Origin of the sequence: Caulobacter sp. FWC2, from assembly GCF_002742625.1 — a bacterium.
In the GTDB taxonomy this organism is placed as follows: Bacteria; Pseudomonadota; Alphaproteobacteria; order Caulobacterales; family Caulobacteraceae; genus Caulobacter.
The window spans coordinates 2,874,844-2,901,526 of record NZ_PEBF01000001.1; the positions used below are offsets into that span (position 1 = coordinate 2,874,844).

Sequence of the window (26,683 nt, forward strand, 5' to 3'; positions counted from 1 at the left end):
CATTGAAGCCTTCTCACAGGCCGCCGACTTCAAAGCCCCGCCTGACGTAGGCCGTCGAAGACGAACTGGACCGCAAGGGCCGCGAGCAGAACGCCCGAGACCCTGCCGACGACATCGGCCCCGGTCTTGCCCAACCAGCGGGTCAAGGGCCCGGAAAGGCGCATGGCCAGGTAGGTCAGGGCCAGGCAGACCAGAAGGCTGGCGAACACCGCGATCTCGGCCGCCCAATTGGTCGCCCGACCCTCGAGCAGGACGATCGCCGAGAGACTTCCTGGCCCGGCGATCAGGGGAAACGCCAACGGAAAGACGGCCATGTCGCCGGCGCCTTGAGCCTCGCGCCGTTCGCCCTCGTTGATCGACGACAGTCCCGGACTGGCGAAGGTCAGGGTCAGGGCTTGCAGGAAGAGCAGCACGCCGCCGGCGACGCGGAAGGCGGGCATCGAAACATGCAGCAGCGATAGCACCGTGGCCCCGGCGATCCCGAAAAGCGCCATCACGCCGCCAGCGATCGCCACCGCCCGTTTGGCCAGGCCTTTGCGCTCCTGTGGGGTGAACCCCGCGGACAGGCCCGCGAACACGGCGGCGGTTTCGATCGGGCCGATGGTGACCAACAGGGTGACGAAGTCGGACGAAAGATTGGAGGTGGGGACCATGGCGAACAGGCGGACGGTTGGCGCTGGGCTCTCTTCTGAACTTGGTATTTAGGAGGTGAACATCAAGGCGCCTAGCGCGCCGACCGCCAGCATCGCCGGGGGCCAGGCCACGCTGGCGACGGCGTTGGCGATCGCGAAGCGGCCGCGCGGCAGCCCCGACCATCCCGCCAGGAAGGGCGTGACGGTCGCGGGCGGACCCATGAAGCGGGCCAGCACGATGGCGGCCGCGCCGTGCCGCTGAAACAGAGCTTGCGCTGCCGCCTGCGCCTTGGGGCGCAACCGCGGCGCGGCCCTGCCGCGCGCCCGAAACTGTCGGCCAAGCTCGTAGGACGTGAAGGCGCCTAGGAACGCGCCCGCCATGATCCACAGCAGCAGGCCAGGACGCATCAGTCCGCTGGCTATCCCCGCGCCCAAGGCGACAAGCAGGGGTGTGACCGGCACGAAAAGCCCGATCACCACCAAGGCTTCGGCGAACGCGGCCACGGCCAGCAGCGGTCCAAGCCAGGGCGCACCGGCCTGCAGCATCCCCACCAAGCGCGCGCCAAGCTCAGCCATCGCCGTGCGCTCCGGCCGCCAGCGCGGCGCGCTCGCGCCGCCGCGCGCGCGCGGCCGCGACCAACCCCTTGAACAGGCGCCGATGCGCCGCCCGGTAAAGCATCAGTTCCGGATGGTGCTGGACGCCGATCCAGAACCGGCGGGATCGATCCTCGATGACCTGGACGACTCCGTTCGTCTGGCGCGCGGCGACGGTCAGGCCGACACCCAAGCGGTCGATGGCCTGTTGATGGATCACGTTCACCGCTAGCCGGGGCTGACCGCAGATGGCGGCAAAGCGCGATGACGGGTTCACGGCGACGATCTTGCGGGCGAACAGCTTCTGCCATGGCGAGGGCTGGAGATTTGCGCCCTCGAACCCGGCCAGATCCATGTGCAGACCGCCCCCGGCCAGGACATTGAGCATCTGGGCGCCGCGGCAAACCCCCAACACCGGCAGGTCGTGACGACGCGCGGCCAGGAGCCAGGACGCCTCCATGGCGCCCCGCGCCAGGTCGTAGGCATAGCCCGGCTTGGGCTGGCCCTCGAAGGTCGCCGGGAAGACATCCGAGCCGCCGCCCAGGATCAGCCCGTCGACGGTGTGCGGGTCCTGCGGCGCGCGCGCCGTCAGCCTCACCGCACGGCCGCCCGCGAGCCAGACCGCAAGGCGCATGGCCATCCACGCGGCGGTCTCGCCCTGGTCGGGCATGGTCACGCCGATCGTTGGGCGGGCCGATCTTGGCGCCTTGCGGCCGGGTCGTCCGGCGTCCGCCCCCGCATCGTAGGTGATCTCGTCGGGCAGCTTGCCATGCTTGACCAAGGCGCTGAGCACGAACAGGGCCCCTAGACCCACCAAGGGATCGTCGTCCTGATCGAATTCGCTGGGCGCGTCGCGGCCTTGGGCCAGGGCTTGACGCAGGCGCGCGACGATCTCGCCGAGCGACTGAACCCCGCTCATCTGGCCAAGATCCTTGCGCAGGTCGGCCCACTGTCCCGCGCTCAACCGGGCCTTGATGTCGCGCCAGGCTTGACCGCCCGCGCTCGACTGGCCGCTCGCGGCGGCGACCTCCTCGATGGCGGCCAGCAGCCACACCCCCGGGGTCTTGGTGCGGGCGCCGATATGGGGCTGGCCGATATGGTCGAGCGGTTGACCGATCGTCTGCAGATAAAGCAGCCAGGGGAAATCCACGGCGGTCTGGATGGAATGGAACAGGCCCGCCCAGAAGCGAGGATTGACCTCGATCAGGGCGGGAGCGTCGCCTGGCTGGCCGGTCCAGCGAAAATCCAGCTGCGCCAAGCCGGTCCAGCGGCTGGCCTGCAGCAGCGCTTCGGTGGCTGTCCGAAACGGCTCGGCGTCCACCGTCTCGCGGATTGCCCCAGCGCCGGCCTTGCGTGGAAATTTCGTCAGGTTGCGATAGGCCATCATCGTGGCCAGACGCCCCTCGTGGGCCAAGGCCGCCACGCAATAGTCCTCGCCTGGCGAGACCTCCTGGAGCAAGGGCGGCGGGGCGAAGCCCAAGGCCTGGACCTTTTCGATCGCCGCGTCCGCGGACTCGACCATGCTGACGCCACGTCCGCCCTCACCCCGGCTTGGCTTGACGATCAGGGGATATCGCCGCCGCGGCGCCAGCTCGGCGAGGGCCTCGGCGCTCTCGACCACCCAGGACTTGGGCGCTGGGAGCCCGACCGCGTCGGCCAGTCGGGCCAGATGGTCCTTGGGATGGACCAGGTCGATGCTTTCCCAACTGGGCGCGGCCAGCTTCACCGTGGGCTCGAACCGCGCGCGGTGACGGGCGATCAGTTCGCCCTCGGCGAAGACCGGCATCAGCACGTAGGGACGGTCGTCACGCGGCGCGTAGTCGCGCACGGCCACTTCAAGGTCGTCGAGAAACCGCTCCGGCGCGGTCTTCCAGGGCGCCACGGTGAAGGTTTCCTGAACGTGTTTTGAAAACGACAAGACTGTCAGATCGACGTCGTCGCAGCCGATAACCTCCACGCCCCGCTGGGCCAGGGATCTGGCGATGACCAGGGCGATCAGGCTGCGGCCATAGGTGAGGATCACCCGCCCCGCTGACGGCGATGATCGCGGCTTGTCGAACATGCTTGCGCCTCCAGCCGAAAACGAAGCTTGAGCGACGAGACGGCGCTTGAGTTCCCCGGCATGGCGACAGGATCGAAAAAAATCTCAGATCGCCCGTCAAAGTGCTCAAGCACCTCTCAACCCGCGGCGCGGCCTGCAGAACGGCCACTCGTCCGGCTTGTCGTGACCATATCGGTCCGCTCGCCCGCCCCCGTCGTCCCGCGCCGGCGCCGAACGCGCACGCGGCGGCAGGCGGTCTGAACGGCTCACGAGATGACATGCGCCTCTTGGCCCCTCCTTTGAAACCCAGGACTGGCGATCAGCGCGGGCCTTGCGCAAGGGGCCTAAGACGACGCGCCGGCGATCGCCCTTGAGGCAGCCCACCGCTGGAGCCTCTCTCCACGACACGCGTTGCACCGCCATGTCATTCTATTCCGACCGGCTCGACGGGCTGCCCTGGGTTCCTACGTGGGCCCCGCCCTGGGCCGTGAGCCTTGGCCTGACCGGCGTGGCCATCTTGGTGGCGCTCGCCGCTCACCAGATCCTGGTTCTCGTCATTCGGCGCGGGTTGGCGGGCCGGGACGCCTTTTGGCCCGCCTTGGCGGTGCGCGCGCGACGGCCCACGCGCTGGGTTTTCATCGTGGCCGCGTTGAGCGCGGCGGCTTCGGTCGCGCCTCTGACGCCAGGCCAAGCCGCAGGCGCCAAGCACCTGCTGGTGGTCCTGTTCATTCTCCTGATTGGTTGGATCGTCTTGACGTCGCTCGACATCGGCGCAGCACTTTATCTCAGGCGCTTCCGGGTCGACATCGAGGACAATCTCCTGGCGCGCAAGCATCTGACACAGGTGCGAATCCTGCGCCGGGCAAGCGCCGTGGTCGTGGGGCTTTTCACCGTGGCTCTTGCGTTAATGACGGTGCCTGGCGTGCGGCAGTGGGGCGTCAGTCTGCTGGCGGCCGGCGGCGCGGCCAGCTTGATCGTCGGTCTGGCCCTACAGCCGCTGCTGACCAATCTCATCGCCGGTATACAGATCGCCGTAACCCAACCCATCCGTATCGACGACGCCGTCATCGTGGAAAAGGAATGGGGCAATATCGAAGAGATCAACGCCACCTACGTGGTCGTGCGCCTCTGGGACTGGCGGCGGATGGTGCTGCCGCTCAGCTACTTCATCCAAACCCCATTCCAAAATTGGACACGGGAATCGGCGGCGCTGATCGGGACGGTCATGATCTATGTCGACCACTCCGCGCCAATCGACGTCCTGCGGGCCAAGCTCGAAGACATCGTGAGGGCTTCGAGCCTTTGGGATGGCAAGGTGGTCAATCTGGCGGTCACAGACATCACCGCCCAGGTTCTGGAGGTGCGCTGTCTGGTCAGCGCCCGCAACGCCCCGACGGCCTTCGACCTTCGCTGTGAGGTGCGCGAAAAGATGATGGCGTTCATCGCCCAGGAGCTGCCCCTCGCCCTGGCGCGCCAGAGATTGGCCTTGGCCGATCCCGCGTGACCGGCGCCCGGGCCCTAAGGTTTGACCTCGCCGCAAAGGGCCCTCGTCCAAGATTCTGCCTGCACACAGCCTCGTGCATGGGAATCTGAACCCCGGCAACCAATCACCGCCTGGACCTTTTACAGTCTCGTCATGCGCATCTCCGGCATCGATTACGCGGCCGTCACGACCACAAGGCCTGCCGAAACCGCGCCCTCCCTGGGCGAGGTGCTGGGGCGCGTCCGGCCGCGCCGCGCCTGGCCCTTCTCAAGCTATAGGCTTTACGTCGGCGACGAGGAGGTCGCCCACGGGGTGGAGGCCGACCCCGGCGCGGCCAGTTCCCCGGCCCACCGCATTAATCGCGCCGCCCTGCGGTTGCCCATTTTCGACGCCACAGTGATCCAGCTTGGGGACGGTGACGTTCCGATCGAGACCGGAGCGACAGACGGCGCGCCGCGCCAGATTCACGGGATCGACGCCAACGGCTTTGGTGTCGGGCACAACGCGCCAGGCCTGGGCTGAGCCATGCGGATCGCCACCTTCAACGTCAATGGGATCACCGCGCGCCTGCCGGCGCTGCTGACCTGGCTTGACCAGAGCAAACCCGATGTCGTCTGCCTGCAGGAGTTGAAGGCGCCCCAGGAGCGCTTTCCGCAGGCGGCCTTGGAGGCGGCCGGCTATGGCGCGATCTGGCACGGACAGAGCGCCTGGAATGGCGTGGCGATCCTGCGGCGCGGCGGCGCGCCGCTCGAGCGCCGGCGGGGCCTGCCTGGCGATCCGGGCGATCTGCACAGCCGCTATATCGAGGCTGAAATCGACGGCCTGGTAGTCGGCTGCCTCTACCTGCCCAACGGCAATCCCGCGCCGGGGCCCAAGTTCGACTACAAGCTAAGCTGGCTCAAGCGGTTCGAGGCCCATGCCCAGAACCTGCTGGCCGAAAGCCGGCCGGTCGTGCTGGCCGGCGACTACAACATCATCCCCACCGACCTGGACGTCTATGTCCCCGATCGCTGGCGCGAGGACGCCCTATTTCGGCCCGAGGTTCGCGCGGCCTACGCGCGGTTGCTCGGCCAGGGCTGGATCGACGCCTTGCGAACACAGCATCCCGGAGAAACGATCTATACCTTCTGGGACTATCTGCGACGCCGCTTCGATCGCAACGCGGGGCTGCGGATCGACCACCTGCTGCTGAGCCCGGACTTGGCGCCGCGCTTGAAGGCCGCCGACGTTGATCGCTTCGCTCGGGCCGGTGAGCGGCCCAGCGACCACGCGCCGACCTGGATCGAACTGCAGGGCCAGAAATAGCGGCGGTCGACGATATCGACGTCGTCTCCAATCTAGCTGGACGAACCGGTCCGAGGTGTCGAACGCCACATCGCCTTTGCCCGGTTCGCAGGTCGCAGCCTAGTGGGCGTGGTGCTCGGCGTTGCGCTTGCGCGTCGCGGCCGCCTTTTTGGCGGAGGCCGACCGGTCGGCGGCGCTGCGTTGGCCAGAGGCCTTGCCGCCCTTCTCGCCCCCCTTGTGGGCGGCGGGATGACCTGTGGTCTTTCCTCGACCGGATCCGGACTTCTTGCCGCCGCCGTCATCCTTGTTGACGGTGGCCCAAGCCCGGCGCTCGGCTTCCTGGGTCGATACGCCCTTGTCCTCGTAGGACTCGGCGATGTGATCGGCCTTGCGCTCCTGCTTATCGGTATAGCTGGACTTGTCGCCACGTGGCATTTCGGGACTCCCTTCCGGCCGGTCATCCGCCGGCTGGTTTTGAAATGCCGCGTGCGGCTGGTCGTTCCTATAGCAAAGCCAAGGCGCGCCTCGTCGCGACCGCTCTTCAGCGCTGTGGCGCCGCCCTGCCCGATCGCTGCCCGCCGCATCAACAACGCCGCTCCAGGCGTTTTTTAACGCGCTGACGGCGCACTCTGGAGTGTCGGGACTGTGGCTCCGGAACGGCACTAGCCATCCCGAGGCTTGCGGCCCCTGACGAACGCCCGATCGGTGGCCATGAACCGGGCGAGCATCGGCGCGACCAAGCGGGCTGGCTCGGCGGCCTTGCCACCTTCCTGGGCGGCATGGGCCTGGGCATAGGCGACGAGGTCGCGATGGATGGCGGCCGGCAGCTCCAAGGCCAGCTTGACGGGCGTTTCGTCCTCCAGCGGACCAAGCTTCAGTTTGCTCATCGAACGCTCCTTTCGAAATAGGGCTCGAGAACCAGATCGCGGCTCAACAGCACGCGTAGCGGCGCGCCGGGCCGGATGGTCAGGGTAGGCTTGAGATTCAGGCGCGCGCCGACGACCTGCTGGCCAACCTGGCTGGCGGTGGTCGAGCCGGCCCGGCGCAAGGCCCTGACCAGTCCGTCTTCATCGCTGTCTCCGCCCGCTTCCGCGCCGATGGCCACGAGGGTCGAAAGCCCCGCGGCCGCAAGCAGGCCCCGGCCGTGTCGATCGACGCCGTCCTGTAGTCCGGCCATGCCCTGGGCGTCGGCGGCGGGCAGCTTGTCGAGGACGATCGAGCGGCCAGACGGCAGGATCAGTCGCGTCCAGGCGACCCGCAGGCGGCTTTGGCCGTCCTGGATGTCGGCGTCGTAGTCGCCCACCAACCGAGAGCCGGCGGGGATTAACAACACGCCGCCGCCGAGGCTGTCATGCACATCCTGGGTGACCTGGGCGATGGCCAGACCCGGCGCGTCGGATCGTAGTCCCGTAACGAGGGCCGCGGGGATCACCGAACCGGCCTGCAGCACATAGGGCGAGGCTGGAGCCTGAAGACGCTCGGTGCTGGTGGTCCTCGCATCCGCCTGCGCCACCGTATCCAGCGCCACGGGCGTCGGCCGCCCTTCCCCGCCGCCCTGCGCGGCGGCCACGAACAGACCACTCTGTCGCGCTGCCCGATGAGCGACGGATCGCGCCTGAGCCGCCACATCCCCCTGCGCACCTGGCGCCGACGATGGCGACACCGACGAGGGCGCCCCGGCATTCCCTTCACCGGGAAAGTCCGTCGCCCCAGCATCCCTGGGCCAATCGGTGGCTTTGCCCTCGCGCTGGGCCTTCAGCATAGGCCGGCCAAGGTCGCCCGGAAGCGGCGGCCCAAGGGGCGGAACCCCGGCCGGCCCCTCATAGCCGCGCGGCAAGGCCGTGACCCGCTCGGACGGCTGGGCCGGCTGCGGGACATCGGTGGCTGGCGGCCGCGTCCGCTCGCGCTGAACGAGCGACCAGCCGACAGCCCCGAAAAGACCGGCCGAGACGAGAACGCCCGTGACGATCAAGGCGCGACGCGACAAACGCGCCACCGGCGCGGGGTCGCCGCGCAACCGTAGCGTCTTGGCGATCGCCTCTTCGGCCGGGTCGAGATCCGGGCTCATCGGGCCGTCTCCCCTTGAGCGGCCCGCCGGACGAGAAGCACCCGCTGAGCGGCGCGTTTGACGCCGAACCGAAGCTCCGCGCGGTCGATCAGCCGGTCGGTGACGATCCTGCGCCCCTCGACATGATAGTTGATCAGTTCGGCGCTCTTGCCGTCGGGGCCGGTGCGATAGAGCGGCGGCAGGTCATCGAGCACGACGCCCGGGCCAAACTCGACATAGGTCCGCCGGCCGTCGTCGAAGACCGCCACCGGCCGCCAGGCCGGATGGTCGCCTTGGACCCGGTAGTCGCGGTTCACCCGCGAGAGATCCAAGACGGGCGGCGTCGGCGCAGGCGGCGCGGCGACCACGACGACAGAGCCAGACGGGGGATAGCGCCAGGAGACCTGGGCCTGCCAGGTGCGGCCCGAGGCGCGCAGCTCCAGATGATAGGTGCGCCGGTCGGTGTTGATGACCAGGTTGGTGGCGAGGTCGGCGGCCGTGGGCTTGATCAGGACATGCACGCGTCGGGCCCCGCCCGCGCCGCTGGTCGTATCGCCGATGACCCAGCGGGCGGTGTCACCGGCCGCGATCGGTCCAGAGGCGACCAACCCCTCCCCCGGTTCGAGGACGATGTCGGTGATGCGGCCGGGCGTGGCGATGACCGGATAGACGGCGGTCTCGACATAGTCGAAGCGCGCCATGCCGGCCGGCGCGCCCAAGCGCGGGTCGGGCTCCGAGGCATGGCCGGCGGACGCGGCCAGCAGCATGGCGAGGCCCGCGATCGAGATCGAGCGGCTCATGCCCCGAACTCCTTTGACCAGGCGATGGCGGTGACGAAGACGCCGAGCGGGTTGGAACGCAGCCCCTCCGGATCGCGCGGCGGCTTCAGGGTGATGGTCAGGATGGCGCTCCAGCGCTCGGTGGCGACCAGTTGCCCGTCGGCGTAGCGCTGCTCGGTCCAGGCCAGCCGGAAACTGCTGGGCGAGGCGCGCACGACGCTGGTGATGGTCACCGTCGCCTGGACCTTGCCGACCTGGCTGAACGGGTCCGCCCGGCGGGCATGATCCGACAGGGCGGCGGCCCCGTCGGCATTGGTGAAGTCGTAGGCGCGCAGCCAGGCCTGGCGCATCAGCACCGGATCGGTCGAGATTGTGCGCACGTCGGTGACGAAGCGCGCCAGGGTCCAGGCGATCAGCGCGTCGCTGGCCCGCGCGCCCTGAACGGCCGGCGCGGCGACGCGCGGCTCGCCCAGATGATCGACCTCGACGACCCAGGGCGTGACCCCGCCGCGAAGCGATAGGGTGACAAGGCCCGCCGACAGGCCTGCGCTGAGCGCTAGCAACCCCAGGGCCATCAGGCGCCAGTTGAAGGCCTGCACACGCGCCGATCCCAGGCGCGCGTCCCAGGCCTGACCTTCCTTCTGATACGGCGTCTGCGGCGACGGCGCTTTGCCAAAGCGGGCCGGTCCCTTCAAAGGGCTCATGATCAATCCTCCTTGAGGCTAGGCGCCGCGCCGGCGCTGTGGTCGTCGCCGCTGCCGGCGGCGTGGACGGCCATGGTCACGCCATGGGCCAGGGTTTGACGGTGCTGAAGGTCGCGGGCCCAAGGGGGCGGACCAGCGGCATCGCCCTCCCCGCCGCCGCCGCCTTCGCCGCCTGGATCGTTGGTCGGCGACGGTGTCGGCGAACCGGTCGGCGCCGTGCCCGCAGCGCCGCCTCCGCCGCCTCCCGACGGGCCGCCCCCCGGCGGACTTCCAGGGGCCGGCGCGCCACCGGCCGGAGGCGCGCGTCCACCGGCCGGGCCCGCCGCCGCCGCGCCCGCGCCGGCCGCGCCGGCTCCCGTCGCCACCATCTGGGCCGCAGCCGCGCCGGCCATGGCCATGCCGCCGACCATCAGGCCCGTGCCGACCGCAGCGCCCGCGCCCAGCTGCGGCGCGCCTGATACCAGGCCCGAGGCCACGCCCGGACCAAAGATCGACAAGCCCAGGAGCGTCAGGGCGGCCAGTGCGATGGCCAGGACCTCTTCAAGGGTCGGCTGGCCGCTCGAAGCGCTGGTGAACTCAGAAAACAGCGACGAGCCGATGCCGACGATCACGGCCAGCACCATGACCTTCACGCCGCTGGCGATGACGTTGCCCAGCACCTTCTCGGCCAGAAAGGCGGTTCGCCCGAAGAGGCCGAACGGCACGAGGATGAAGCCGGCCAAGGTCACCAGCTTGAACTCGATCAGCACCACGAAGATCTGGATGGCGATGATGAAGAAGGCGACGATGACGAGGAGCGCCGCCACCAGCAGGATCAGGATCTGGACGATGTTCTCGAAGAAGCCGGGAAAGCCGCCTAGCTCGGCGGCCGCTTCCAGCAGCGGCTTGCACGACGACACGCCCAGGGCTGCCAGGCGCCCCGGCCGCAGGAAATCCTCGGCCGAGATCCCCGCGCCGGACGCCTTCAGGCCCAGCCCCGAGAAGCTCTTGAGCACGATCAGGCTCAGGGCCTGGAAGTTGCCGATCAGGAAGGCGAAGAACCCAACATAGAGGGTCTTCTTGACCAGGCGCGCCAGGATGTCCTCGCCCTGGGCCCAGGCCCAGAACAGAGCCGCCAGCGTGACGTCGATGGCGACCAGGGTCGTGGACAGGAAGGCGACCTCCCCGCCCAGCAATCCAAACCCGCTGTCGAGATAGCGGTTGAAGGTGTCGAAGAAGCGATCGATGACGCCGACGTCGTTCATGACGCCGCCCCGCCAAAGAAGCGCGACCGCGCCGATGCCCAGGCCGCTCGGCAACGGGCGTCGTCGCCGGCCGCCTGGCCCAGGCCCTGGCAGCGGGCCAGCTCGCCGTCCTGCGGTCGGGCCGCCGTCGGCGCGGGTGGCGCATGCTTGGAGGCCCCGCCCGCCAAGACAGCGGCCCCCAGCAAGATGATGAGTGTGGTCCCCCAAACGAGGGACCGGGTCATGGCGTGGTCGGGCTCCCCATGAAGCGGCCAAACCGCGCCTTGGCGTCGGCGCGCGCGGCCGCACGGTCGGCGGCCTCTAGCGCCTGGGCGCGGCCTTGGGCGGCGCTCAGCGCGATCAGGTCGGCCAGTTGCTGGGCTTGCAGCGCCAGGAGCTGGTTGCCGGCTTGCGCCGCCTGCAGGCCGCCGACCGCGCCCTGACTCTGGCCCACCAGCGCCGTGAGTTGATCCCGGCTGGGGCCCAGGCCGCCCACGACGCCGGCCTGCACCTTCAGAGCGTCCTGGAAGCCGGCGATGGCCGCGCCCCAGCGGGCGTCGGCGCGCTGTGTCAGCGCCTTGTCGGTCACCGACAGGTCCACCGCCCCATACTGGGTGCGGAAGGCCTCGCGGATCTGCTGGACGTCATAGGCCAGACCTTGGGCCTGACCGAGCAGCTCGCGGGTGCGATCGACCTGGGCCTGCAGGACGGCCAGGGACGAATAGGGCAGGCTGGCGAGGCTCTTGGCCTGGCCGATCAGCATCTGCGCCTGGTTCTGCAGCGCGCTGATCTGGTTGTTGATGGTCTGCAGGGCCCTGGCCGCTTGGAGGACGTTCTGGGCGTAGTTGGTCGGATCGAAGACCGTGAACTGGGCCCGGGCGGGCGAAGGGGCCGCCAGGGGCGCAGCCAACAGGCCGGCGGCCAGGGCCGCCGCCAGGCGGCGTCGCGTGAAGGTCATGACGATGTCTCCGGTGAAGCGCTGGCCGCGGCGGCCGATCCGCCCGGCAAGAGGTCGGCGGCCCAGGCCAGGCGCTTGGCGCGCAGCCAAGCGGCGGCGAAGCCCCGGCGGCCGTGGCTGGCCAGGACCTTGGCGATCGCGGCCTGGTCGACTTTTGATGAGGCCGCGCAGAAGGCCAGGGCCACGGGTCCAAGGCCCAGGTCGAACAGGCGGTCGCCGACCCGCGATTGCAGGTAGTAGTCGCGGGCCGGCGTGGCGCGGGCCAGGATTTCGATCTGGCGGTTGTTGAGGCCAAAGCGGGCGTAAGCCGCCGCGCCCTGCGGCTCCAAGGCGCGCGGGTTGGGCAGGAAAATCCTCGTCGGGCAGCTTTCGATGATCGAGGCGGCGATGTCGCTCGCCGTCACGTCCGCCAGGGACTGGGTGGCGAAGACCACCGAAGCGTTCTTCTTGCGCAGGGTCTTGAGCCACTCGCGCAGCTGGGCGCCGAAGGCTGGGTCGTCGAGCGCCAGCCAGCCTTCGTCGATCAGGATCAGGGTCGGTCGGCCATCGAGACGCCGGCCAATGCGATGGAAGAGATAGGCCAGCACCGCCGGAGCGGCCGCGCCCCGCGCCAGCCCCTCGGTCTCGAAAACCTGGACGTCGGCGTCGCCGAACGTCTCGCCTGCGCCGTCAAGCAACCGGCCGTGCGGGCCGCCCAACACGAAGGGCGCCAAAGCCGCCTTTAGCGGCGGACTGGCCAGCAGCGCCACCAGGCCCGTGAGGGTACGCTCGGCGACTGGGGCGCCGGCCAGACTGCCCAGCGCCGCCCAGAGATGCTCGCGCACCGCCGAGGTGACAGCCACGCCCTCGCGGGCCAGGATCGCCGCCAGCCAACCGGCCGCCCAGGCCCGCTCCTCGACCTCATCGATCCGGGCGAGCGGCTGCAGGGTCGGGGCGACACCGCCCTCCCCCGACAGATCATGGAAATCGCCGCCCATGCCGAGCACGGCCGCGCGACTGGACGCGCCGAAATCGAAGGCGAAGATCTGGGCCTGCGGGTAGCGCCGAAACGACAGGGCGAGCAGGGCCAGGAGCACACTCTTGCCCGCCCCGGTCGGCCCCACGACCAGCGTGTGACCGACATCGTCAACGTGAAGGCTGAGCCGAAACGGCGTCGAACCGGCCGTGCGGGCGATCAATAGCGGCGGACCATCCAGGTGCCGGTTGCGCTCGGGTCCGGCCCACACCGCCGACATCGGCGCCAGATGCGCCAGGTTCAGGGTCGAGAGCGGTGGCTGGCGGACATTGGCGTAGACATGGCCGGGAATGGTCCCCAGCCAGGCCTCGACCGCATTGACGTCCTCGCGGATGACGGTGAGGTCTCGGCCCTGGATGACCTTTTCGGCCAGGGCCAACTTGGCGTCGGCGCGGGCCGGATCCTCGTCCCAGACTACGAGGCTCGCGGTGACATAGGCGTAGGCGACCGCGTCGCCGCCCAGGTCCTGCAGCGCCAGATCCGCCTCGCCGGCCTTGTTGGCCGCGTCGTTGTCGACCAGCGCCGAGGGCTCCTGGGTCAGGGCCTCGCGCAGCAGCACCAACACCGACTTGCGCTTGGCGAACCACTGGCGGCGGATCTTGGTCAGCAGGCCAGCGGCCAGCGTCTTGTCCAGGCACAGGGCCCGGGTTGACCAGCGGTAGGCGAAGGCCAGACGATTGAGCTCGTCGAGCAGACCCGGCGTGGTCAAGGGCGGAAAGCCGACGATGGTCAGGACCCGCAGGTGGGCGCGGCCCAGACGCGGCTCGAGGCCGCCCGCCAGACCTTCCGTCGCCAGCAGGCTGTCGAGATAGATCGCTGTCTCTGGCACGGCGACGCGCTGGTGCACGGTCGAGACCGCGCCGTGCAGGAAACTCAAGGTCGCTGCATCGTCCAGCCAGGCCAGGCGCGGCATCAGCCCGTCGAGCAAGGCCAGCAGGCGGTCGGCGCGATCGATGAAGGCGGCAAGCTGGGCGCGCCAGTCGATGTCCGCCCCTGCGCGGCCCTCGACGAACAGGCGCTCCAGGCGCCCGCGCTGCTCGGCGGGCGGCAGATAGGTCAGGGTCAGAAAATAGCGGCTCTCGAAGTGCTCGCCACTCCGCAGGAAATCGGCGCGGCGCTCCTCGTCGACCAGGGCCGACACCGGGTCGGGAAAGACGCTGGCGGGATAGGTCACCGACGGATCGCGGCGCGCCTCGACGAAGATCGCCCAGCCGGTCCCTAGGCGCCGGAGGGCGCCATTGAGCCGTGCGGCCACGGCGGCGACCTCGGCGTCGGTGGCGCTGTCGAGGTCGGGTCCCCGGAACTCGGCGGTGCGCTGAAAGCCGCCGTCCTTGTTGAGGACCACGCCGGGCGCGACCAGGGCCACCCAAGGCAGGAAGTCGGCGAGCAAGGCTGGACGGCGGCGGTATTCGCGAAGGTCGAGCATGGGCTAGACCTCCAGGTGGCTTGGCAGGCGCACGTGGCGGCGGCCGACGTCGAAGATCTGCGGGTCCCGGCGCGCGGCCCAGACCGCCAGGCCATGGCCCACCAGCCAGACCACCACCCCGACCGCCCAGAGGCGAAGGCCCAGGCCCAAGGCCGCAGCCAGGGTGCCGTTGACCAGGGCGATCGCGCGCGGGGCGCCGGCCAGCAGCATCGGTTCGGTCAGGGCCCGATGGACGGGCGCGGCGAAGCCCGACGCGCGATCGCCGGCCATCAGACCAGCGCCCCGCCGCCGAACGAGAAGAACGACAGGAAGAAGGAGCTGGCGGCGAAAGCGATCGACAGGCCAAAGACGATCTGGATCAGCTTGCGCGATCCGCCCGAGGTCTCACCGAACGCCAGGGTCAGGCCCGTGACGATGATGATGATCACAGCGATGATCTTGGCGACCGGGCCCTCGATCGACTCCAGGATCTGCTGGAGCGGCTCCTCCCAGGGCATGCCGGAACCGGCGGCCTGGGCCTGGGCGCTCAGCAGGGCCAGGCCCAGCGTGAGGCCCGCCAGGATCCAAGGCCTGGGGCGGGGAAGCCGGCCAAAACGTGGACGTGAGCGCGAAAGGCCGGACGCCTGATGGACAGGCATGGGGGCGCGCGACAGGGCAAGGCTCGTGGACACGAGGCCATCTCCTTCAACAAGATCGGGGTTTGGGGGCTCTAGGGTCTCAGGCGGGGCTGAGCTGGTAGGCGCCGTCGGGACCAAGGCCCTCCAGGCGGACAAGGTCGATCAAGCGTCGCGCTCGCCCGCGTCCGGCGAGCACGGCGATGACATCGATGGCCTCGGCGATCAGGGCGCGCGGCACGGTCACTACCGCTTCCTGGATCAGCTGCTCCAGGCGCAGCAGCGCGCCCAGGGCCGACCCGGCGTGCAGGGTGCCCACCCCGCCGGGATGCCCTGTGCCCCAGGCCTTGATCAGGTCCAGGGCCTCGGGGCCGCGCACCTCGCCGATGATGATGCGGTCGGGACGCAGGCGCAGGGCCGAGCGCACCAGATCGGTCAGGCTCGCCACGCCCTCGCGGGTGCGCAAGGCGACCTGATTGACCGCCGCGCACTGCAGCTCGCGCAGGTCTTCCAGCAGGATGACGCGGTCGCCGCCCAAGGCGATCTCGGCCAACAGCGCATTGACCAGGGTAGTCTTGCCGCTGGAGGTGGGGCCGGCGACCAGGATGTTGGCCCGGTCGCGCACGGCGTCGGCCAGCACCTGCCCTTCCCGCGCGGTCATGATCCCGGCGCGAACATAGTCGTCGAGGCGAAAGACCAGGCTGGCGGGCTTGCGAATGGAAAAGGTCGGTGCAGCCGCGATCGGCGGCATCAGGCCCTCGAAGCGCTCGCCCGTGCCGGGGAGTTCGGCCGACAACCGCGGCTGGTCGGCATGGATCTCGGCGGCCACGTGGTGGGCGACCAGCCTCAGGATCCGTTCGGCGTCGTCAGCCGAAACCGACAGGCCCGCATCGACCAGACCCGCATCGAAGCGGTCGATCCACACCCGACCATCGGGATTGAGCATGATCTCGGCCACGCCGGGGTCTTCGAGCCGCGCCAGAAGGAGCGGCCCCAGCGCGGTGCGCAGCATCTGGCGGCTGCGCTCGCGTCCCGTCTGAGCTTGGTCGGCTTGGGTTTCGGAATAGTCCACGGCGGATCCCCGTTGCTTACGGGGATGAGTAAGAAGACCTGGTCTTGGCGGATCTCAACAGCCAAATCGGCCCGTCGTACCGTGGCGTACAAAGACAGGGAAACGGCGACCAAGCGACGTCGCGCCGACGCCTAGCCTAGGCAGACAAGCGCCCAGCAACCGCTGAAGACGCCACCGCCCTGACCCGCCGCGTCGCCGCGCCGTGCGCGAACGACCAGGCCGCCGCCAGAAGTTCGGACGCCACGGCCTCGTCGATCACGGCCAGCCGCATCAGCACGATGCCGGCCTTGCGGCGACGTCCAGGCTCAGGCGCGACACCATCGCTCAAGGACAAGGCCCAGGCCTGACGCAAGGGCGCGACCTTGACCACCGCCCAACCCACAGCCGGCCAGCCCGAGGTCGCGAAGGCCTTGCCGCCGACGCGAAACTGCACGGTCTCAAAGATCGTCTTGGACTGGACGCTGGGTCCAAGACCCTTGGCGAGCGCGGTAAAATCGTCTGGGGTCATCGCATCCTCGTCGGCGCCGGATCAAAGTCCGAGTCGCGCTCAACGCGCAAAGTGGTCGTCGCCTACGTCAACCCGGACGGTGGAAAAGACACCCAACTCAAGGGCTTGATTGCGCCAAGACCAGCGGAGGGGCCCACTTCGCTTCCGAACCGCCACGCGATGAGGGCTAACAGTCCGCCCCCACCATCCCCGTGACGGCGAAAGGCGTCCAAACTTTGGAACAGGCCAGACCGGGGTCCGTTGAGAGCGGATCAGAAGAACCGAAAAAGGACCCTACTCATGGCCGACCTGAGCGCGATCAAAGAACATATGGACGTCATCGGCGCCGATGGGGTCCACCTGGGAACGGTGGACAAGGTGGAAGGAGACCGGATCAAGCTGACTCGCGCCGACAGCGGCTCTCATGCTGACCACCATCACTACATCTCCGCGGGCCTGGTCGCCGAAGTCGAAGGCGACAAGGTCCGTCTGTCCGCGAATGCCGCCAACGCCGCCCTGCTCGAGGAAGAAGAAGGCGGCGGCGCCATCGCCGACAAGCGCGACTAGAGGTTTCGGGCGAAGGCTGGCGTTGCTGGTGCATCCAGCACGCAATTCCAGCCGACGCCTGAGCGCCAACAGCGGACCTTGGGATCGCTCCAGAATCCGGACATTCAGTGGCCATCAAGGCAAGCTCGATCCGAAGCGACATATGGCCTCCATCCAAACCGTGAAGCGACGTCAGAGATCGATCTGCTCTGACATCTCCAACGCGTCGTCCACTTCGATCCCAAGATAGCGCACGGTGCTTTCCAGTTTCCGATGGCCGAGCAGAAGTCGGCAGGCCCGGAGGTTGCCCGTTTTCTTGTAGATCAACGCTACCTTGGTTCTGCGCAGGCTATGTGTGCCGTACGCACAGGGCTCCAAGCCGATCATGGCGACCCAGTGATTTACGAGCCGAGCGTACTGCCGGGTCGTGATGTGCTCGCCGGGCCGAGAGCGGCTTGGAAAGAGCCAGTCGTCAGTCCGGCGCCCGCAGCGCTGCAACCAAGCCGCCAGAGCATCTCGAGTCGGCTCGGTGATCTCAAAAGGCACCGGCTGGCCGGTCTTCTGCTGGATGATCGTGGCGCGCGCCCGTAGCGATCCACCCGGGGCAACATCGCAGATCCGCAGCTTTACGAGATCGCATCCTCGAAGCTTCGCATCGATTGCGCAGTTGAAAAGCGCGAGATCCCGAACGCGCTTCATGGTCTTCAGCTGCTGTCGGATCCCCCATACGTGCTTCGGCTTGAAAGGCGGTTTGGGACCGATGAGCCGGCGATGGTTCCAGGGTTGCTTGGGCGAAAGAAAAAGGTCGAGCTGAGCCATGTCACGCCTCCAGCGTGCCAATGTCCCTCTTCTCCATCTTACACCCGTTTTCAGGGGCCAGCGGCCACGATCCGATTGGCATCACTCCAGGAACGCGAGCTTCGACCGTCGGGTCCGAACGTCTGGATACCGCCCGAGCGCTTCCTTCCGTTCCCGACCCAATGGAGACATTGCCGTCGGGCGAGTGCGAGACGCACTGTCACCCGTGTTGGCCGCCGAGCTATTCTGACGGGCGTGCGAGACCCCGGTTTCTGACCACAAGGGAAAGCAGCGCCACCATAGCTAGCGAAATCAGGGCTATGGCGTCGCCCAGCTTTTCGACACTCTCGCGGACGATGTGAATCCGATAGACGTGCTCTCCCGGTTGGGCCTCGAAGGTCAACAGTCGGGACGGTCCGGTTGCACTAGTGTTGACTTTTAGGTCGTTGCCCGGCCGAACGATGTCGGCGCGCCAGGAGACGAAGAAAAATCGGCGCACGACGACGGGCGTTGCGATCGGCGTTTTGATCCGAAGCGCTACGCTGCCGTCTGGATACTGGCTCGCTGCGATCACGCGGGCGCGTGTGTCGCCTGGCGCAGCCAAGGGCAGCCGTTCAAAGCCGTCGAGATAGACGCGACTGACGACGATCTTTGGGTCGAAGAAGAAGTCGGCGGGTAGGTGCTCTTCAGGCAAACGGGCTCGGCGGATACGTTCGGCGATGACGACATCGACATCGAGAGGATAGCGTTCAGCACGCACGAAGCTGGAGCCCACGGCCACCTTGACCGGCATGTAGAGCGCCACGCAAGTCAGCGACGCGAGCGCGGCGACGCGCCAACGCCCTTGGGCGAGGGCCAAACAAAGCGCGCTGATCAGAGCAAACTCCACCATGACCAGCATGCGAAAGGGGAACTGCATTTTCCCGATGATCGGTGCGAGCGGACCGTGCCAGACGCCCGGAAATGCATAGGTGGCGATCGCGACCAGACTGACCAAGGCCCATACCCGCGCCATCGCCGCGCGGGGACCCGACGCGCGACCCACTATCAGGAGAACGCCGAGCGCGACTGCGCCGTATGTCCATCCTAGCCAAGCCATAGAGGAGGCCAGAGGCTGGGAGGGCCAGTATTTCGAGTTCAAGAGGGTCCAACTCGCTGGGTCAGCGGCGGAGAGAGGTGGCCCCCACATGAATTTCATCGAAGAGGCGCTTTGCAGAGCAAGCGCGGGTGCGAGGTATGTCGCCGACAATCCCAAGCCCAGGAGCGCGCCCGCCGCCAGCCGAGCCGCGCTGGCTGTCCGGCTGCCCGGTACTGCGCGAAAGATCAAGTAGAGTGAAACGACGGGCGCTGCGATCAAGGCAATCGGCACCATCGCCGCGACATGTCCAAGGATCAGGCCGGCGAAACTCAGCGCCAAGAGCGGAACCCAGGCGAGCCGTTCGCTGGCTCTTTGAAGCGACAAGGCAAAGAGCGGGAGGACGGCGTGTACGGCCACCTCGCCAAGCGCACCTCGGGCGAAAATGTCGAAGAGATAGTACGGCGCGAGGGAATAGATGACGCTCGAAAACAGAGCCGGGCGCCAACCCGCTTGCGGCCGCAGCCAAGCGTACATGCCAACACTTCCAGTGAAGGACATGGCAAGGCAGGCCCATGCAGTCACCTGCTCGGGGGTCAGGGCGCCGCCTGTGAAAAAAGCAACGACCGCGCCGAAATAAAAGGCAAGCGGCGGGTAGAAATAGAATGACGAGGCCCCCAACCCCTGAAAGCCTTCTGGAAGCCAACGCGGTGGAAATTCGCCCCGTCTCAGTGCGGCTGAGAAGCTCTCCATCCAGATCGAATTGTAGCTATCAACTGGGGCGAGCCCGCTCCAAAGAGCGTGTGACAGAGGTAAGAATCCGCCAACCAGCAGAACTAAGCAGATGATGGTTTTAGATGGCTCCTCAGACTCGGGACTTCGGGGCGTCATGCTGCAGCGTCTTCCGGAAGGACAATATGATGAAATCTGCGGCTTAATCGCCGCAACACACGTTTTTCAGCGCTCGACTCAATCCTTGATAGCATCCGGGAAGCAGTCGGGGGAACGCTGATCGCGATGGTCGATGACGGCCTGCTCCCTCTGAAATTAGAAACCGACGCGGACGAAGACCCGTTGGCGCTAGAGCGCCATAGGTGAAGGCAGCGACGCTGCGCTCTCACGGGTCTAGGTCTCCTGACCACCCTGGTCTGTCGTCGAAAAGATCAGCTATCGTGCTCGGATGTTGAAACACATTCGCGCACGCTGGCCCGAGATCGATGTCCCTCCGGGCGAACCGACGTGGCTGCTCTACGAGTTGGACGAACAGGTGGACGAGGTCGTTCGCTCTGCTAACGTCTTTGCAGACGGAAGCGTCGCTCGAAATAGCATCGAGATCGAGGAACGCGACGGGAAGCTGTGCCCCTCACTTATAGACTGCTCGCTGGCTGAGGGCTTTACCGGTGTCGACGCAGAGCAAATCACGCTTGAGGAGTTTGATGCGGCCTGGGCAAAAGGCGTCGATAAGCCTTTCTGGAACGTCCGATAACCACCCGTTGCGGCCCTTGGCGACGTCCGCTTTGCGACGGCCGCGACGCTATCCGCTGAGCGCTAGAAGCACACTCTGGCTTACGTCCAGGACGCGGACATCCAATGCGCGGGGCCAGGATCGAAAGAAGTTCGTGGTGGCCTTCGTTGGCGCCCATCCAATAGACGCCACGCCCGTCCAGGCTGTGCGCACCACGTCACCGCAGGTCGGCGAACCGCGCCAGGAGTTCGACCTGGCTGCGGACGCCGGCTTTGGCGAAGAGATTGCGGATGTGGGTCCGCACTGTTCCGGTCGAGACGCCTGTGCGCTCGGCGATCGCCTGGGGGCCCGCGCCTGCGGCCATCTGAGCGGCGACCGCGGTCTCGGCGTGAGTCAGGCCAAGAAGCGCCTGGGCGCGTTCGCCGATCGGCGTGGTGCTCTGGCCGCAGGGGCGAGCCACGACGAGCACGGCTGCGCCGAACTGCTGGACGCGCCGCCCCGGGACATGGGTGACCTCAAGCAGCAGCGGCGCGCCGCCAGTCGCGTCGCGCAAGACAATGGGTCGGGCCGGGGTCGCCAGGGCCTGTCCCGCCCCCGCGGCATCGGCCAAGGCCGACTGGAGCGCGATCGCGTCCGCGGGCCGCGCGGCCTGCAGCCGGCCGCCTTTCACTCTCAGATGGCCGCCGTTGGCGACCAGGGCTTCGGCGGGCGGCGACATCGCCTTCACCCGCCCGTCGGCGTCGCAGAGAACGGCGTGGACCGACAGGGCGTCCAGCAAGTTGGACAACAGGCCGCGTCCTTCGGCCTCCATCGCCATCTGAACGCGAACGGCGCTGCGTGCATAGGGCGCCAGGGCGGCAAATATTCTCTTCTCCCGGCTGGCGACTGGGCCTTGCCTGCCGGAACGGGCAAACGCCAGGCCGATCAGCATGTCGTCCCGTCGGAGCAAGGGAGTCAGGCATACATCGCCAATGTCGTAGCGCTCCAGCCAGTCGCCATAGGCCGGATGACGGCGTGCGTCCTCCTCGGTCGTAAAGGCGCTTTCGTCCAGGATCTCGAGCTCAGCGGCGCGCAACCCGGCGCGGACGCGAGAATTGATCCTGGGATCGCCACCGCCCGCCGCCATGAATTCGGTCGCGGCTTCGGCTGGGAGGCCGCTCATCCAGTTGAACGGGACGGCGGCGGCCTCGCCCAGGCCGATCAGCTCGCCGCAAAAGCCGCCAGCGACATAAGCGAGGCCCGCCAGGGCCTGGTTCCAGTCGCCCGCGCCCAGGGCCGCGTCCTGGAACAGGTCCGCGACCTCGAAGACCCGACTGTCCAGATCGCTGGTGCTTCTGAAGTAGCCCACGCTCGCCCCGCCCGACCATCTCCCCTTGAGAAGCCGCGACGTTGCATCCTCTCGGCGAGCGGCGCCCATGAACAGGTTGTTGACAACCGCGCCTCCGCCGCCGGTTACTAGGAGCAATCCTGGCCGATCGAACGGCCATCCGAGGGGGGCGTATTGCCGGGCGGATTGCGCATCATCATCGTCGAGGACGAGCCGTTGACGCGCGCCAGCCTGGTGGCGTTCTTCGCCAAGGACGGCCATTGGGTGCGTCCCGCCAGCTGTGTCGCGTCCTGCCGCGCGGCGTTGAGCCAGGAGCCGGCGGACATCGTGCTGCTCGACATCGGACTGCCCGGCGAGGATGGCATCAGCTATGCGCGGGAGCTGCGCGCGTCGGCCGCTTGCGGCGTCATCATGGTCAGCCGGGAAGACGAGGTGGCGACACGGATCGCCGCTCTCGACGCCGGCGCAGACGACTATGTCACCAAGCCCATCGACTTCGACGAGCTGGCGGCGCGGGTGCGCAGCGTCGTCCGCCGGCGAGCATCGGCGCGCCGGACAAGGCTCGCCATTGGCCATCTCACGCTCGACCTCGACGCCCGCACCGTGGCGGCCGACGGCGTACCGGTGACGCTCAGCCGCGGTGAGTTCGACCTGCTGTGCAAGCTGGCCGAGGCCGACGGCAAGATCGTCTCGCGGGAGGCGCTCAGCGCGGTGGTCTCTCGCGGCGAAGGCGACTTGCGGTCGGTGGACGCCCTGGTCAGCCGTCTGCGGCGCAAGCTCGGCTCGCCCGACGGCGAGATCATGATCGCCACCGCGCCGGGTTTCGGCTACCGCCTGGCCGCACCGGTCCGAGAAGCCGGATGAGGTGATGGCGCCGCTACGCCAATCCGGACCTCCGCCGTTGGTGGGGCGAGCCGCCGAACTGGAGGCGGTGCGCGTGGCGCTGGGTCAGCGGGGCGTTCGCGCGATCGTCGCCCACGGCGCCGGCGGCGTCGGCAAGACCGCCCTGCTCCGACACTTCCTCGAAACGGCCGCTCAGGACGGCGCTATCGTCGGCGCGGGAAAATATCCCGAAGGCCGCGACGGCCGTGACCTCGACCCCATCGTCGCGGCCGTGGAGGCCGCGATCACGGCCGGCCTCGACCAGCTCTACGACCCCGAGGCCGGCCTGCGGAGCCTCGCGCAGGCCCTAGGCGAGAACGCCAGGGTGCTGGCAGGCGTCGGGAGCGGCCTGCTCAGGGCGCTGGCCGAGACCGGATCTGGTCCACGCGTGACGGCCGAGGAGGGCGAGGCCCAGATCGGCCGGGCGCTGCTGCGCGTCCTGCGCTGGCTCGAAGGGTTCGGCGCCCCCGTATTCCTGATGATCGACGATTGGGGACGTGGCGGCCAACGGGCGCAACGATTCTGTGGCCTGTTGCTGTCGGATTCCGGCCTCAAGCTGACCCGCCTGCTCGCCACCGAACGGGATGATGAAACCGCCGAAAGCGAACGACTGATCGGGCTCGTCCGGATCGCCGTCGATCCGCTCGGCGCGGACGATCGGCTGGAACTAGCGCGCCTGTCCCTGGGCGAGCGTCGCGCCGCGGCGGCCGACATTCTCGCGTTCGTGGGCCCGGCGGCGGCCCGGCCCTTCGACCTAATCGAGTCGACACGGGTGCTGATCGCGGCGGACGCGGTCGTGAACGCCGGCGGAACCTGGCGTCTCGACACGGCGCGAGCGGCCTCGGCCCTGGCCGGCGCCGCGGCCATCTCGGCGGTCAGACAGGCCCTGGCCTCGGCCCCCGAGGCCGAGGCGGTGGCGCGGGCCCTGGCGGTGCACGGCGATGGCGCGCAGGCATCCGACCTGGCCCGAGCTTGCGGGTTCTCCGAGATCGTTGTGCGCCACGCCTTGGCGCGATTGGCCGACAACGGCTTGGTACAGTGGTCCTGCGAAGGCGCTGAATTCGCGCACGATCGTTTGCGGGCCGAGGTGTTGCTGGGCGCGCCGCCTTCGGTTCGCGTTCATTTGGCGGAGGCGCTGGCCGAGGCCTTGCGCGCCGGCGGCGTCGCGCCGGGCGACGGGGCTCGGAGCATGACCATGCTCTGGCTCAGACAGGAAGCGGGCCTGCGCGACGCGGAGCCCATATGGTGGCGCGACGCCTTCACCACCGGCGCGGTGAAGGCGCGCGCCACGGGTGACCGAGTCGCCGCCGAGCGCTTCGTCGCCTCGGCTATGCAACTGGCCGCCGTCGGTCCTGGCGAGACCTATCCCTTGCTGGCCGAAGCCGCGTTCGTGGCCATCACCCAGGGGCAGGACGCCGAGGCGCGGCGGTTCGTCGATCGCCTCGAACTGTTCGCGACGACGCCGATCGAGCGCGCGGTGGCCGAGGAGATGCGGGTCTTCGCACGCCGCGCCACCGGCGACCTCGACGGCGCACTGGAGGTCGCGCGCGCCGTCCTGACCCGAAGAGGCGTCAAGGTTCCGCGCGGCGTCACGGCCTGGAGCCTGACGCGTGCGCTGATGCGCATCTTGTCGATGGACCCGCGCAAGGCGACGAAGCCGCTGGAGGCGGACAGGCTGGCGCTGGAGGCGCCGATGATGCGGGCCATCAACGGCCTCGGTTCGCTGATGTTCGAACGCGATCCGCGGCTGGCTGTCGTGCTGGCGACGCAAACGCTGTCCAGGGACCTGATCTATGGCACCGCCGCCGCCGCCGGCACCTACAGCCTGATGTGCTGCGCCATGGGCGACTACCGGCGCGCGGCCGCCTGGGCGGAGGCCTCGGACCGCCTGCAGCGGCCCGAGCAGCCCCTTCGCGCGGTGGCCAAGCAGTACTCCGCGAGTTTCGGCCATGTGTTCGCGCGCCCACGTCCGGTTACGCGCGCGCGGGGCGACGAGGCGACCGCCCTGGCCTATATCGAGGGCGACTTGGCCGTGGCCGCCTACGGCAATCGCGACAAGGTGCTGGACGCGCTTTTCTGCGACGACCCGTTGGACGACACCACCGCCCTGGCGGACCGGGCGATCGAGGTGGCGATCCAGTTGGGCGAGCCCGCCACCATTCCGCACGTGCAGTCTCTCAGGCAATTCATCGCCCAACTACGCCAGCCCGATCGCCAGCCCTGGCGGCTCGACGGCGACCACTTCGACGCGCCCGTGCAGTTGGCCCGGCTGCGGGACGAGGGGCTGGCCAATGTCGGGCGCGCGATCGCCGCCCTGGAGGCGCTGCTGGCCGTCCTGTTCGGCGCCCACGCGGAGGCGGCGCGGATCGCCGATCGTCCCTGGCCCCAGTTCAGCGGATCGCCCTTCCAGGGGCAGAGCCAAATCTGGGGTTTCGCCACGAGCCTGGCGTTCTATCGCACCGGCCGGCGGCCAAGGCCCTTCGTCCGCTGGAACCTGAAGCGGCTGAGCCGGCTCAATCCCAATGACTTTCTCCATCGTGAGCGCCTCCTGGCGGCCGAGCACGCCCGCATCGCGGGACGCCGCCGCCAAGCGTTAGGCGCCTATGCCGAGGCCGTCGAAGCCGCAGCCGTCTCGCGTTGTCTCCTCGAATACGGCCTGGTGGCGATCAGCGCCTCACAGGGCGCGGACCTGTTGGGCGCCAGCGCCGAGGCCTCGCGGTGGCGAGAAGCCGCGCGCGGGGCGTGGCGGCGCCTGGGCGCGGACGCCCTGCTCTCTCATTGGTTCGGCGAAACGCCGGAGGCACAGGAAAAAGATGTCCAGCGGGCCGTTCTCGCCCGAACGGCCGCCGAGCGCGCCAGCCAGGCCAAGTCGCGCTTGCTGGCCACGGTCGGACATGAGCTACGCGGCCCCTTGCAGGGCGCCCTGAGCTTGATCGACCTCGCCGAGGCCAGGGAAGACCAGGCCGACCTCCCGACCCTCCGCCGCGCCATCCATCACCTGGCAGGCATGGTCGACGATCTGACGAACCTCGGCGCGCTGGATGGCGGTGTGCTGGTCCTGCGCAAGGCCGCCTTCGACGCCGCCGGTCTCGCTTCGGCCGTCGTGGCTCTGCAACGGCCGGCGGCGGAAGCGGCCGGACGGACCTTGGCGCTGGAAACGCCCGGCGCGCCGTTGTGGGTGTTGGGCGACGAGGGCCGGCTGGGCCAGGTGCTGGGCAACCTCGTCGCCAACGCCTTGCGACACGGCCAGGGGCGCGTGAGCGTCTCGCTGGCCTCAACGGCGCCGGACCGGCTTACCCTCTTGGTGGCGGACGAAGGTCCCGCGTTGGGCGAGGCCGAGGCCATGCGTATCTTCGAGCCCTTCGATCGCGGGGGGCGCGGCGGAGACGAGACCGGCCTCGGCGTCGGCCTGTTCCTCGGGCGCAGCCTGGCGCGGGCCATGGGTGGCGATCTGACCACGCGGCCGCTGCCCCATGGCAAGGCGTTCGCGCTGGAGATCGAAGCCCCGGCGGCAGCGGCGCCGACGGTGACGAGCGACGGCGGGATCTCGGGATTACGGGTCCTGCTGGCGGAAGACATCGACCTTAGTCGGAAAACCCTCGCCGCCCTCCTCCGGTCCGAGGGTTGTATCGTCGATGAGGCCGCGACGGGCGAGGCCGCGAGAGCCTTGGCCGCCGCGGGGCCCTTCGACCTGCTGTTGCTCGATCAACACATGGGCGCCGTCACAGGCTTGGATGTCGCCGCCTTCGCCGCGCGCTTGCCGACCTCGCCCCGCGTCATCCTGATGACCGCCGAGACCAGTCCAGAGCTCATCGGGCAAGCCCGAGACGTCGGTGTCGACCTGGTGCTGGCCAAGCCCATTTCGCTGGCCGCCCTGCGAGGCGCGGCGCGGACGAAGCCCTCCCCCGCCAAGGGCCGGCGCGTCGAACTAGGCGCCGCCCTCGGCGACGCGGCGGCGGCGATCCTGGCCGCGCTGCGACCGGCGATAGAGTACGAGCTCGACCAATTGGAACGCGCTGTGGCCGCCGAGGACGCCGATGCCGTCCGCGCTCAGCTTCATCGATTGAGAGGGATGGCCGCGCATTTCGGCCTGGAGCTGATGACCCGCGCACTCAACGACGTGTCGTTGGCGGACCCGACGATGATAAGCCAGCTCCGCGCAGCCACGGCGCGGGTGGACTGGTCGGCTATCGGAAGCGTGGGGTTCTAGGACACGGCGGCGGATCGCGCC

26 protein-coding genes are annotated in these 26,683 nt (G+C 68.6%); 7 read left to right on the plus strand and 19 right to left on the minus strand.

What is annotated here, in order from left to right:
* Window positions 1–29: 29 nt before the first annotated feature.
* From CSW62_RS13825 to CSW62_RS13835, 3 genes are read right to left on the minus strand one after another with little or no spacing between them, the layout of a single operon-like run.
* A complete protein-coding gene (locus CSW62_RS13825; RefSeq protein ID WP_099578707.1) occupies window positions 30–653 on the minus strand; it encodes a MarC family protein in 624 nt (207 codons plus the stop codon).
* Between the two features lie 48 nt (window positions 654–701).
* Window positions 702–1,208 carry a DedA family protein gene (locus CSW62_RS13830; protein ID WP_099578709.1) on the minus strand — a complete coding sequence of 169 codons (507 nt, stop codon included), beginning with the start codon at window positions 1,206–1,208 and terminating at the stop codon, window positions 702–704.
* Window positions 1,201–3,288 (minus strand): gamma-glutamyl-gamma-aminobutyrate hydrolase family protein, encoded by a 2,088-nt coding sequence (locus CSW62_RS13835; RefSeq protein WP_099578711.1) that lies wholly within the window; start codon window positions 3,286–3,288, stop codon window positions 1,201–1,203. Before CSW62_RS13835 ends, CSW62_RS13830 begins: the two co-directional genes overlap by 8 nt.
* Window positions 3,289–3,688: 400 nt before the next feature.
* Here CSW62_RS13835 and CSW62_RS13840 point away from each other — a divergent pair, with 400 nt between their 5' ends.
* From CSW62_RS13840 to xth, 3 genes are all read left to right on the plus strand, one after another.
* A complete protein-coding gene (locus CSW62_RS13840; RefSeq protein ID WP_099578713.1) occupies window positions 3,689–4,771 on the plus strand; it encodes a mechanosensitive ion channel family protein in 1,083 nt (360 codons plus the stop codon).
* 132 nt (window positions 4,772–4,903) lie between these two features.
* On the plus strand, window positions 4,904–5,272 hold the full coding sequence (locus CSW62_RS13845; RefSeq protein WP_099578715.1) for a hypothetical protein: 369 nt from the start codon (window positions 4,904–4,906) through the stop codon (window positions 5,270–5,272).
* Window positions 5,273–5,275: 3 nt separating this feature from the next.
* Window positions 5,276–6,055 carry an exodeoxyribonuclease III gene (gene xth, locus CSW62_RS13850; RefSeq protein ID WP_099578718.1) on the plus strand — a complete coding sequence of 260 codons (780 nt, stop codon included), beginning with the start codon at window positions 5,276–5,278 and terminating at the stop codon, window positions 6,053–6,055.
* Window positions 6,056–6,154: 99 nt separating this feature from the next.
* Here xth and CSW62_RS13855 read toward each other — a convergent pair whose 3' ends face one another.
* The 13 genes from CSW62_RS13855 to CSW62_RS13915 form a co-directional block, all read right to left on the minus strand.
* Complete coding sequence (locus CSW62_RS13855) at window positions 6,155–6,469, minus strand: plasmid stabilization protein (protein ID WP_099578720.1); 315 nt, start codon at window positions 6,467–6,469, stop codon at window positions 6,155–6,157.
* 227 nt (window positions 6,470–6,696) lie between these two features.
* Window positions 6,697–6,921, minus strand: a complete 225-nt coding sequence (locus CSW62_RS13860; RefSeq protein WP_099578722.1) for a DUF2274 domain-containing protein — start codon at window positions 6,919–6,921, stop codon at window positions 6,697–6,699.
* Window positions 6,918–8,102: a TrbI/VirB10 family protein gene (locus CSW62_RS13865; protein ID WP_099578724.1), complete on the minus strand. Its 1,185-nt coding sequence runs from the start codon at window positions 8,100–8,102 to the stop codon at window positions 6,918–6,920. Before CSW62_RS13865 ends, CSW62_RS13860 begins: the two co-directional genes overlap by 4 nt.
* Window positions 8,099–8,881, minus strand: a complete 783-nt coding sequence (gene trbG, locus CSW62_RS13870; protein WP_099578726.1) for a P-type conjugative transfer protein TrbG — start codon at window positions 8,879–8,881, stop codon at window positions 8,099–8,101. The genes CSW62_RS13865 and trbG overlap by 4 nt, the downstream gene beginning before the upstream one ends.
* Entirely contained in the window at window positions 8,878–9,564 is a 687-nt protein-coding gene (trbF, locus tag CSW62_RS13875) for a conjugal transfer protein TrbF (protein ID WP_099578727.1), read from the minus strand. The genes trbG and trbF overlap by 4 nt, the downstream gene beginning before the upstream one ends.
* A gap of 2 nt (window positions 9,565–9,566) precedes the next feature.
* Complete coding sequence (gene trbL, locus CSW62_RS13880; RefSeq protein WP_099578729.1) at window positions 9,567–10,808, minus strand: P-type conjugative transfer protein TrbL; 1,242 nt, start codon at window positions 10,806–10,808, stop codon at window positions 9,567–9,569.
* Window positions 10,805–11,032 (minus strand): putative entry exclusion protein TrbK-alt, encoded by a 228-nt coding sequence (gene trbK-alt, locus CSW62_RS13885; RefSeq protein WP_099578731.1) that lies wholly within the window; start codon window positions 11,030–11,032, stop codon window positions 10,805–10,807. The genes trbL and trbK-alt overlap by 4 nt, the downstream gene beginning before the upstream one ends.
* Window positions 11,029–11,745, minus strand: a complete 717-nt coding sequence (gene trbJ / locus CSW62_RS13890; RefSeq protein ID WP_099578733.1) for a P-type conjugative transfer protein TrbJ — start codon at window positions 11,743–11,745, stop codon at window positions 11,029–11,031. Before trbJ ends, trbK-alt begins: the two co-directional genes overlap by 4 nt.
* Complete coding sequence (gene trbE, locus CSW62_RS13895) at window positions 11,742–14,186, minus strand: conjugal transfer protein TrbE (protein WP_099578735.1); 2,445 nt, start codon at window positions 14,184–14,186, stop codon at window positions 11,742–11,744. Before trbE ends, trbJ begins: the two co-directional genes overlap by 4 nt.
* 3 nt (window positions 14,187–14,189) lie before the next feature.
* Entirely contained in the window at window positions 14,190–14,456 is a 267-nt protein-coding gene (locus CSW62_RS13900; protein WP_099578737.1) for a VirB3 family type IV secretion system protein, read from the minus strand.
* The gene (locus CSW62_RS13905; protein ID WP_369827549.1) at window positions 14,456–14,824 is read right to left on the minus strand and encodes a TrbC/VirB2 family protein; all 369 of its coding nucleotides are present in this window, start codon (window positions 14,822–14,824) and stop codon (window positions 14,456–14,458) included. The genes CSW62_RS13900 and CSW62_RS13905 overlap by 1 nt, the downstream gene beginning before the upstream one ends.
* A gap of 79 nt (window positions 14,825–14,903) precedes the next feature.
* On the minus strand, window positions 14,904–15,812 hold the full coding sequence (gene trbB, locus CSW62_RS13910; protein ID WP_099582299.1) for a P-type conjugative transfer ATPase TrbB: 909 nt from the start codon (window positions 15,810–15,812) through the stop codon (window positions 14,904–14,906).
* A gap of 196 nt (window positions 15,813–16,008) precedes the next feature.
* Window positions 16,009–16,380, minus strand: a complete 372-nt coding sequence (locus CSW62_RS13915; RefSeq protein WP_099578739.1) for an MmcQ/YjbR family DNA-binding protein — start codon at window positions 16,378–16,380, stop codon at window positions 16,009–16,011.
* 279 nt (window positions 16,381–16,659) lie between these two features.
* On the opposite strand from CSW62_RS13915, the gene CSW62_RS13920 reads away from it, so the two are divergent.
* Window positions 16,660–16,926 (plus strand): DUF2171 domain-containing protein, encoded by a 267-nt coding sequence (locus tag CSW62_RS13920; protein WP_099578741.1) that lies wholly within the window; start codon window positions 16,660–16,662, stop codon window positions 16,924–16,926.
* Between the two features lie 171 nt (window positions 16,927–17,097).
* Here CSW62_RS13920 and CSW62_RS13925 read toward each other — a convergent pair whose 3' ends face one another.
* Together CSW62_RS13925 and CSW62_RS13930 are read right to left on the minus strand one after the other, a co-directional pair.
* Complete coding sequence (locus CSW62_RS13925) at window positions 17,098–17,724, minus strand: site-specific integrase (protein WP_099578743.1); 627 nt, start codon at window positions 17,722–17,724, stop codon at window positions 17,098–17,100.
* A 220-nt stretch (window positions 17,725–17,944) separates the two neighbouring features.
* Window positions 17,945–19,531, minus strand: a complete 1,587-nt coding sequence (locus tag CSW62_RS13930; protein WP_143324395.1) for a hypothetical protein — start codon at window positions 19,529–19,531, stop codon at window positions 17,945–17,947.
* Window positions 19,532–19,958: 427 nt separating this feature from the next.
* On the opposite strand from CSW62_RS13930, the gene CSW62_RS13935 reads away from it, so the two are divergent.
* Window positions 19,959–20,264, plus strand: a complete 306-nt coding sequence (locus CSW62_RS13935; RefSeq protein WP_099578747.1) for a hypothetical protein — start codon at window positions 19,959–19,961, stop codon at window positions 20,262–20,264.
* Between the two features lie 196 nt (window positions 20,265–20,460).
* Here CSW62_RS13935 and CSW62_RS13940 read toward each other — a convergent pair whose 3' ends face one another.
* The gene (locus CSW62_RS13940; RefSeq protein ID WP_158235439.1) at window positions 20,461–21,591 is read right to left on the minus strand and encodes a LuxR C-terminal-related transcriptional regulator; all 1,131 of its coding nucleotides are present in this window, start codon (window positions 21,589–21,591) and stop codon (window positions 20,461–20,463) included.
* Window positions 21,592–21,756: 165 nt separating this feature from the next.
* Between CSW62_RS13940 and CSW62_RS13945 the strand changes: the two genes are divergently transcribed.
* Together CSW62_RS13945 and CSW62_RS13950 are read left to right on the plus strand one after the other, a co-directional pair.
* A complete protein-coding gene (locus tag CSW62_RS13945; protein WP_158235440.1) occupies window positions 21,757–22,434 on the plus strand; it encodes a response regulator transcription factor in 678 nt (225 codons plus the stop codon).
* 4 nt (window positions 22,435–22,438) lie between these two features.
* Entirely contained in the window at window positions 22,439–26,662 is a 4,224-nt protein-coding gene (locus tag CSW62_RS13950; protein WP_099578751.1) for a response regulator, read from the plus strand.
* Window positions 26,663–26,683 lie beyond the last annotated feature (21 nt).

Bases quoted from the DNA above. Each gene is read 5' to 3' on its own strand.
- CSW62_RS13825 (WP_099578707.1), bottom strand. From the start codon at position 653: ATGGTCCCCACCTCCAATCTTTCGTCCGACTTCGTCACCCTGTTGGTC.
- CSW62_RS13830 (WP_099578709.1), bottom strand. From the start codon at position 1,208: ATGGCTGAGCTTGGCGCGCGCTTGGTGGGGATGCTGCAGGCCGGTGCG.
- CSW62_RS13835 (WP_099578711.1), bottom strand. From the start codon at position 3,288: ATGTTCGACAAGCCGCGATCATCGCCGTCAGCGGGGCGGGTGATCCTC.
- CSW62_RS13840 (WP_099578713.1), top strand. From the start codon at position 3,689: ATGTCATTCTATTCCGACCGGCTCGACGGGCTGCCCTGGGTTCCTACG.
- CSW62_RS13845 (WP_099578715.1), top strand. From the start codon at position 4,904: ATGCGCATCTCCGGCATCGATTACGCGGCCGTCACGACCACAAGGCCT.
- xth (WP_099578718.1), top strand. From the start codon at position 5,276: ATGCGGATCGCCACCTTCAACGTCAATGGGATCACCGCGCGCCTGCCG.
- CSW62_RS13855 (WP_099578720.1), bottom strand. From the start codon at position 6,469: ATGCCACGTGGCGACAAGTCCAGCTATACCGATAAGCAGGAGCGCAAG.
- CSW62_RS13860 (WP_099578722.1), bottom strand. From the start codon at position 6,921: ATGAGCAAACTGAAGCTTGGTCCGCTGGAGGACGAAACGCCCGTCAAG.
- CSW62_RS13865 (WP_099578724.1), bottom strand. From the start codon at position 8,102: ATGAGCCCGGATCTCGACCCGGCCGAAGAGGCGATCGCCAAGACGCTA.
- trbG (WP_099578726.1), bottom strand. From the start codon at position 8,881: ATGAGCCGCTCGATCTCGATCGCGGGCCTCGCCATGCTGCTGGCCGCG.
- trbF (WP_099578727.1), bottom strand. From the start codon at position 9,564: ATGAGCCCTTTGAAGGGACCGGCCCGCTTTGGCAAAGCGCCGTCGCCG.
- trbL (WP_099578729.1), bottom strand. From the start codon at position 10,808: ATGAACGACGTCGGCGTCATCGATCGCTTCTTCGACACCTTCAACCGC.
- trbK-alt (WP_099578731.1), bottom strand. From the start codon at position 11,032: ATGACCCGGTCCCTCGTTTGGGGGACCACACTCATCATCTTGCTGGGG.
- trbJ (WP_099578733.1), bottom strand. From the start codon at position 11,745: ATGACCTTCACGCGACGCCGCCTGGCGGCGGCCCTGGCCGCCGGCCTG.
- trbE (WP_099578735.1), bottom strand. From the start codon at position 14,186: ATGCTCGACCTTCGCGAATACCGCCGCCGTCCAGCCTTGCTCGCCGAC.
- CSW62_RS13900 (WP_099578737.1), bottom strand. From the start codon at position 14,456: ATGGCCGGCGATCGCGCGTCGGGCTTCGCCGCGCCCGTCCATCGGGCC.
- CSW62_RS13905 (WP_369827549.1), bottom strand. From the start codon at position 14,824: ATGCCTGTCCATCAGGCGTCCGGCCTTTCGCGCTCACGTCCACGTTTT.
- trbB (WP_099582299.1), bottom strand. From the start codon at position 15,812: ATGCTGCGCACCGCGCTGGGGCCGCTCCTTCTGGCGCGGCTCGAAGAC.
- CSW62_RS13915 (WP_099578739.1), bottom strand. From the start codon at position 16,380: ATGACCCCAGACGATTTTACCGCGCTCGCCAAGGGTCTTGGACCCAGC.
- CSW62_RS13920 (WP_099578741.1), top strand. From the start codon at position 16,660: ATGGCCGACCTGAGCGCGATCAAAGAACATATGGACGTCATCGGCGCC.
- CSW62_RS13925 (WP_099578743.1), bottom strand. From the start codon at position 17,724: ATGGCTCAGCTCGACCTTTTTCTTTCGCCCAAGCAACCCTGGAACCAT.
- CSW62_RS13930 (WP_143324395.1), bottom strand. From the start codon at position 19,531: ATGGAGAGCTTCTCAGCCGCACTGAGACGGGGCGAATTTCCACCGCGT.
- CSW62_RS13935 (WP_099578747.1), top strand. From the start codon at position 19,959: ATGTTGAAACACATTCGCGCACGCTGGCCCGAGATCGATGTCCCTCCG.
- CSW62_RS13950 (WP_099578751.1), top strand. From the start codon at position 22,439: ATGGCGCCGCTACGCCAATCCGGACCTCCGCCGTTGGTGGGGCGAGCC.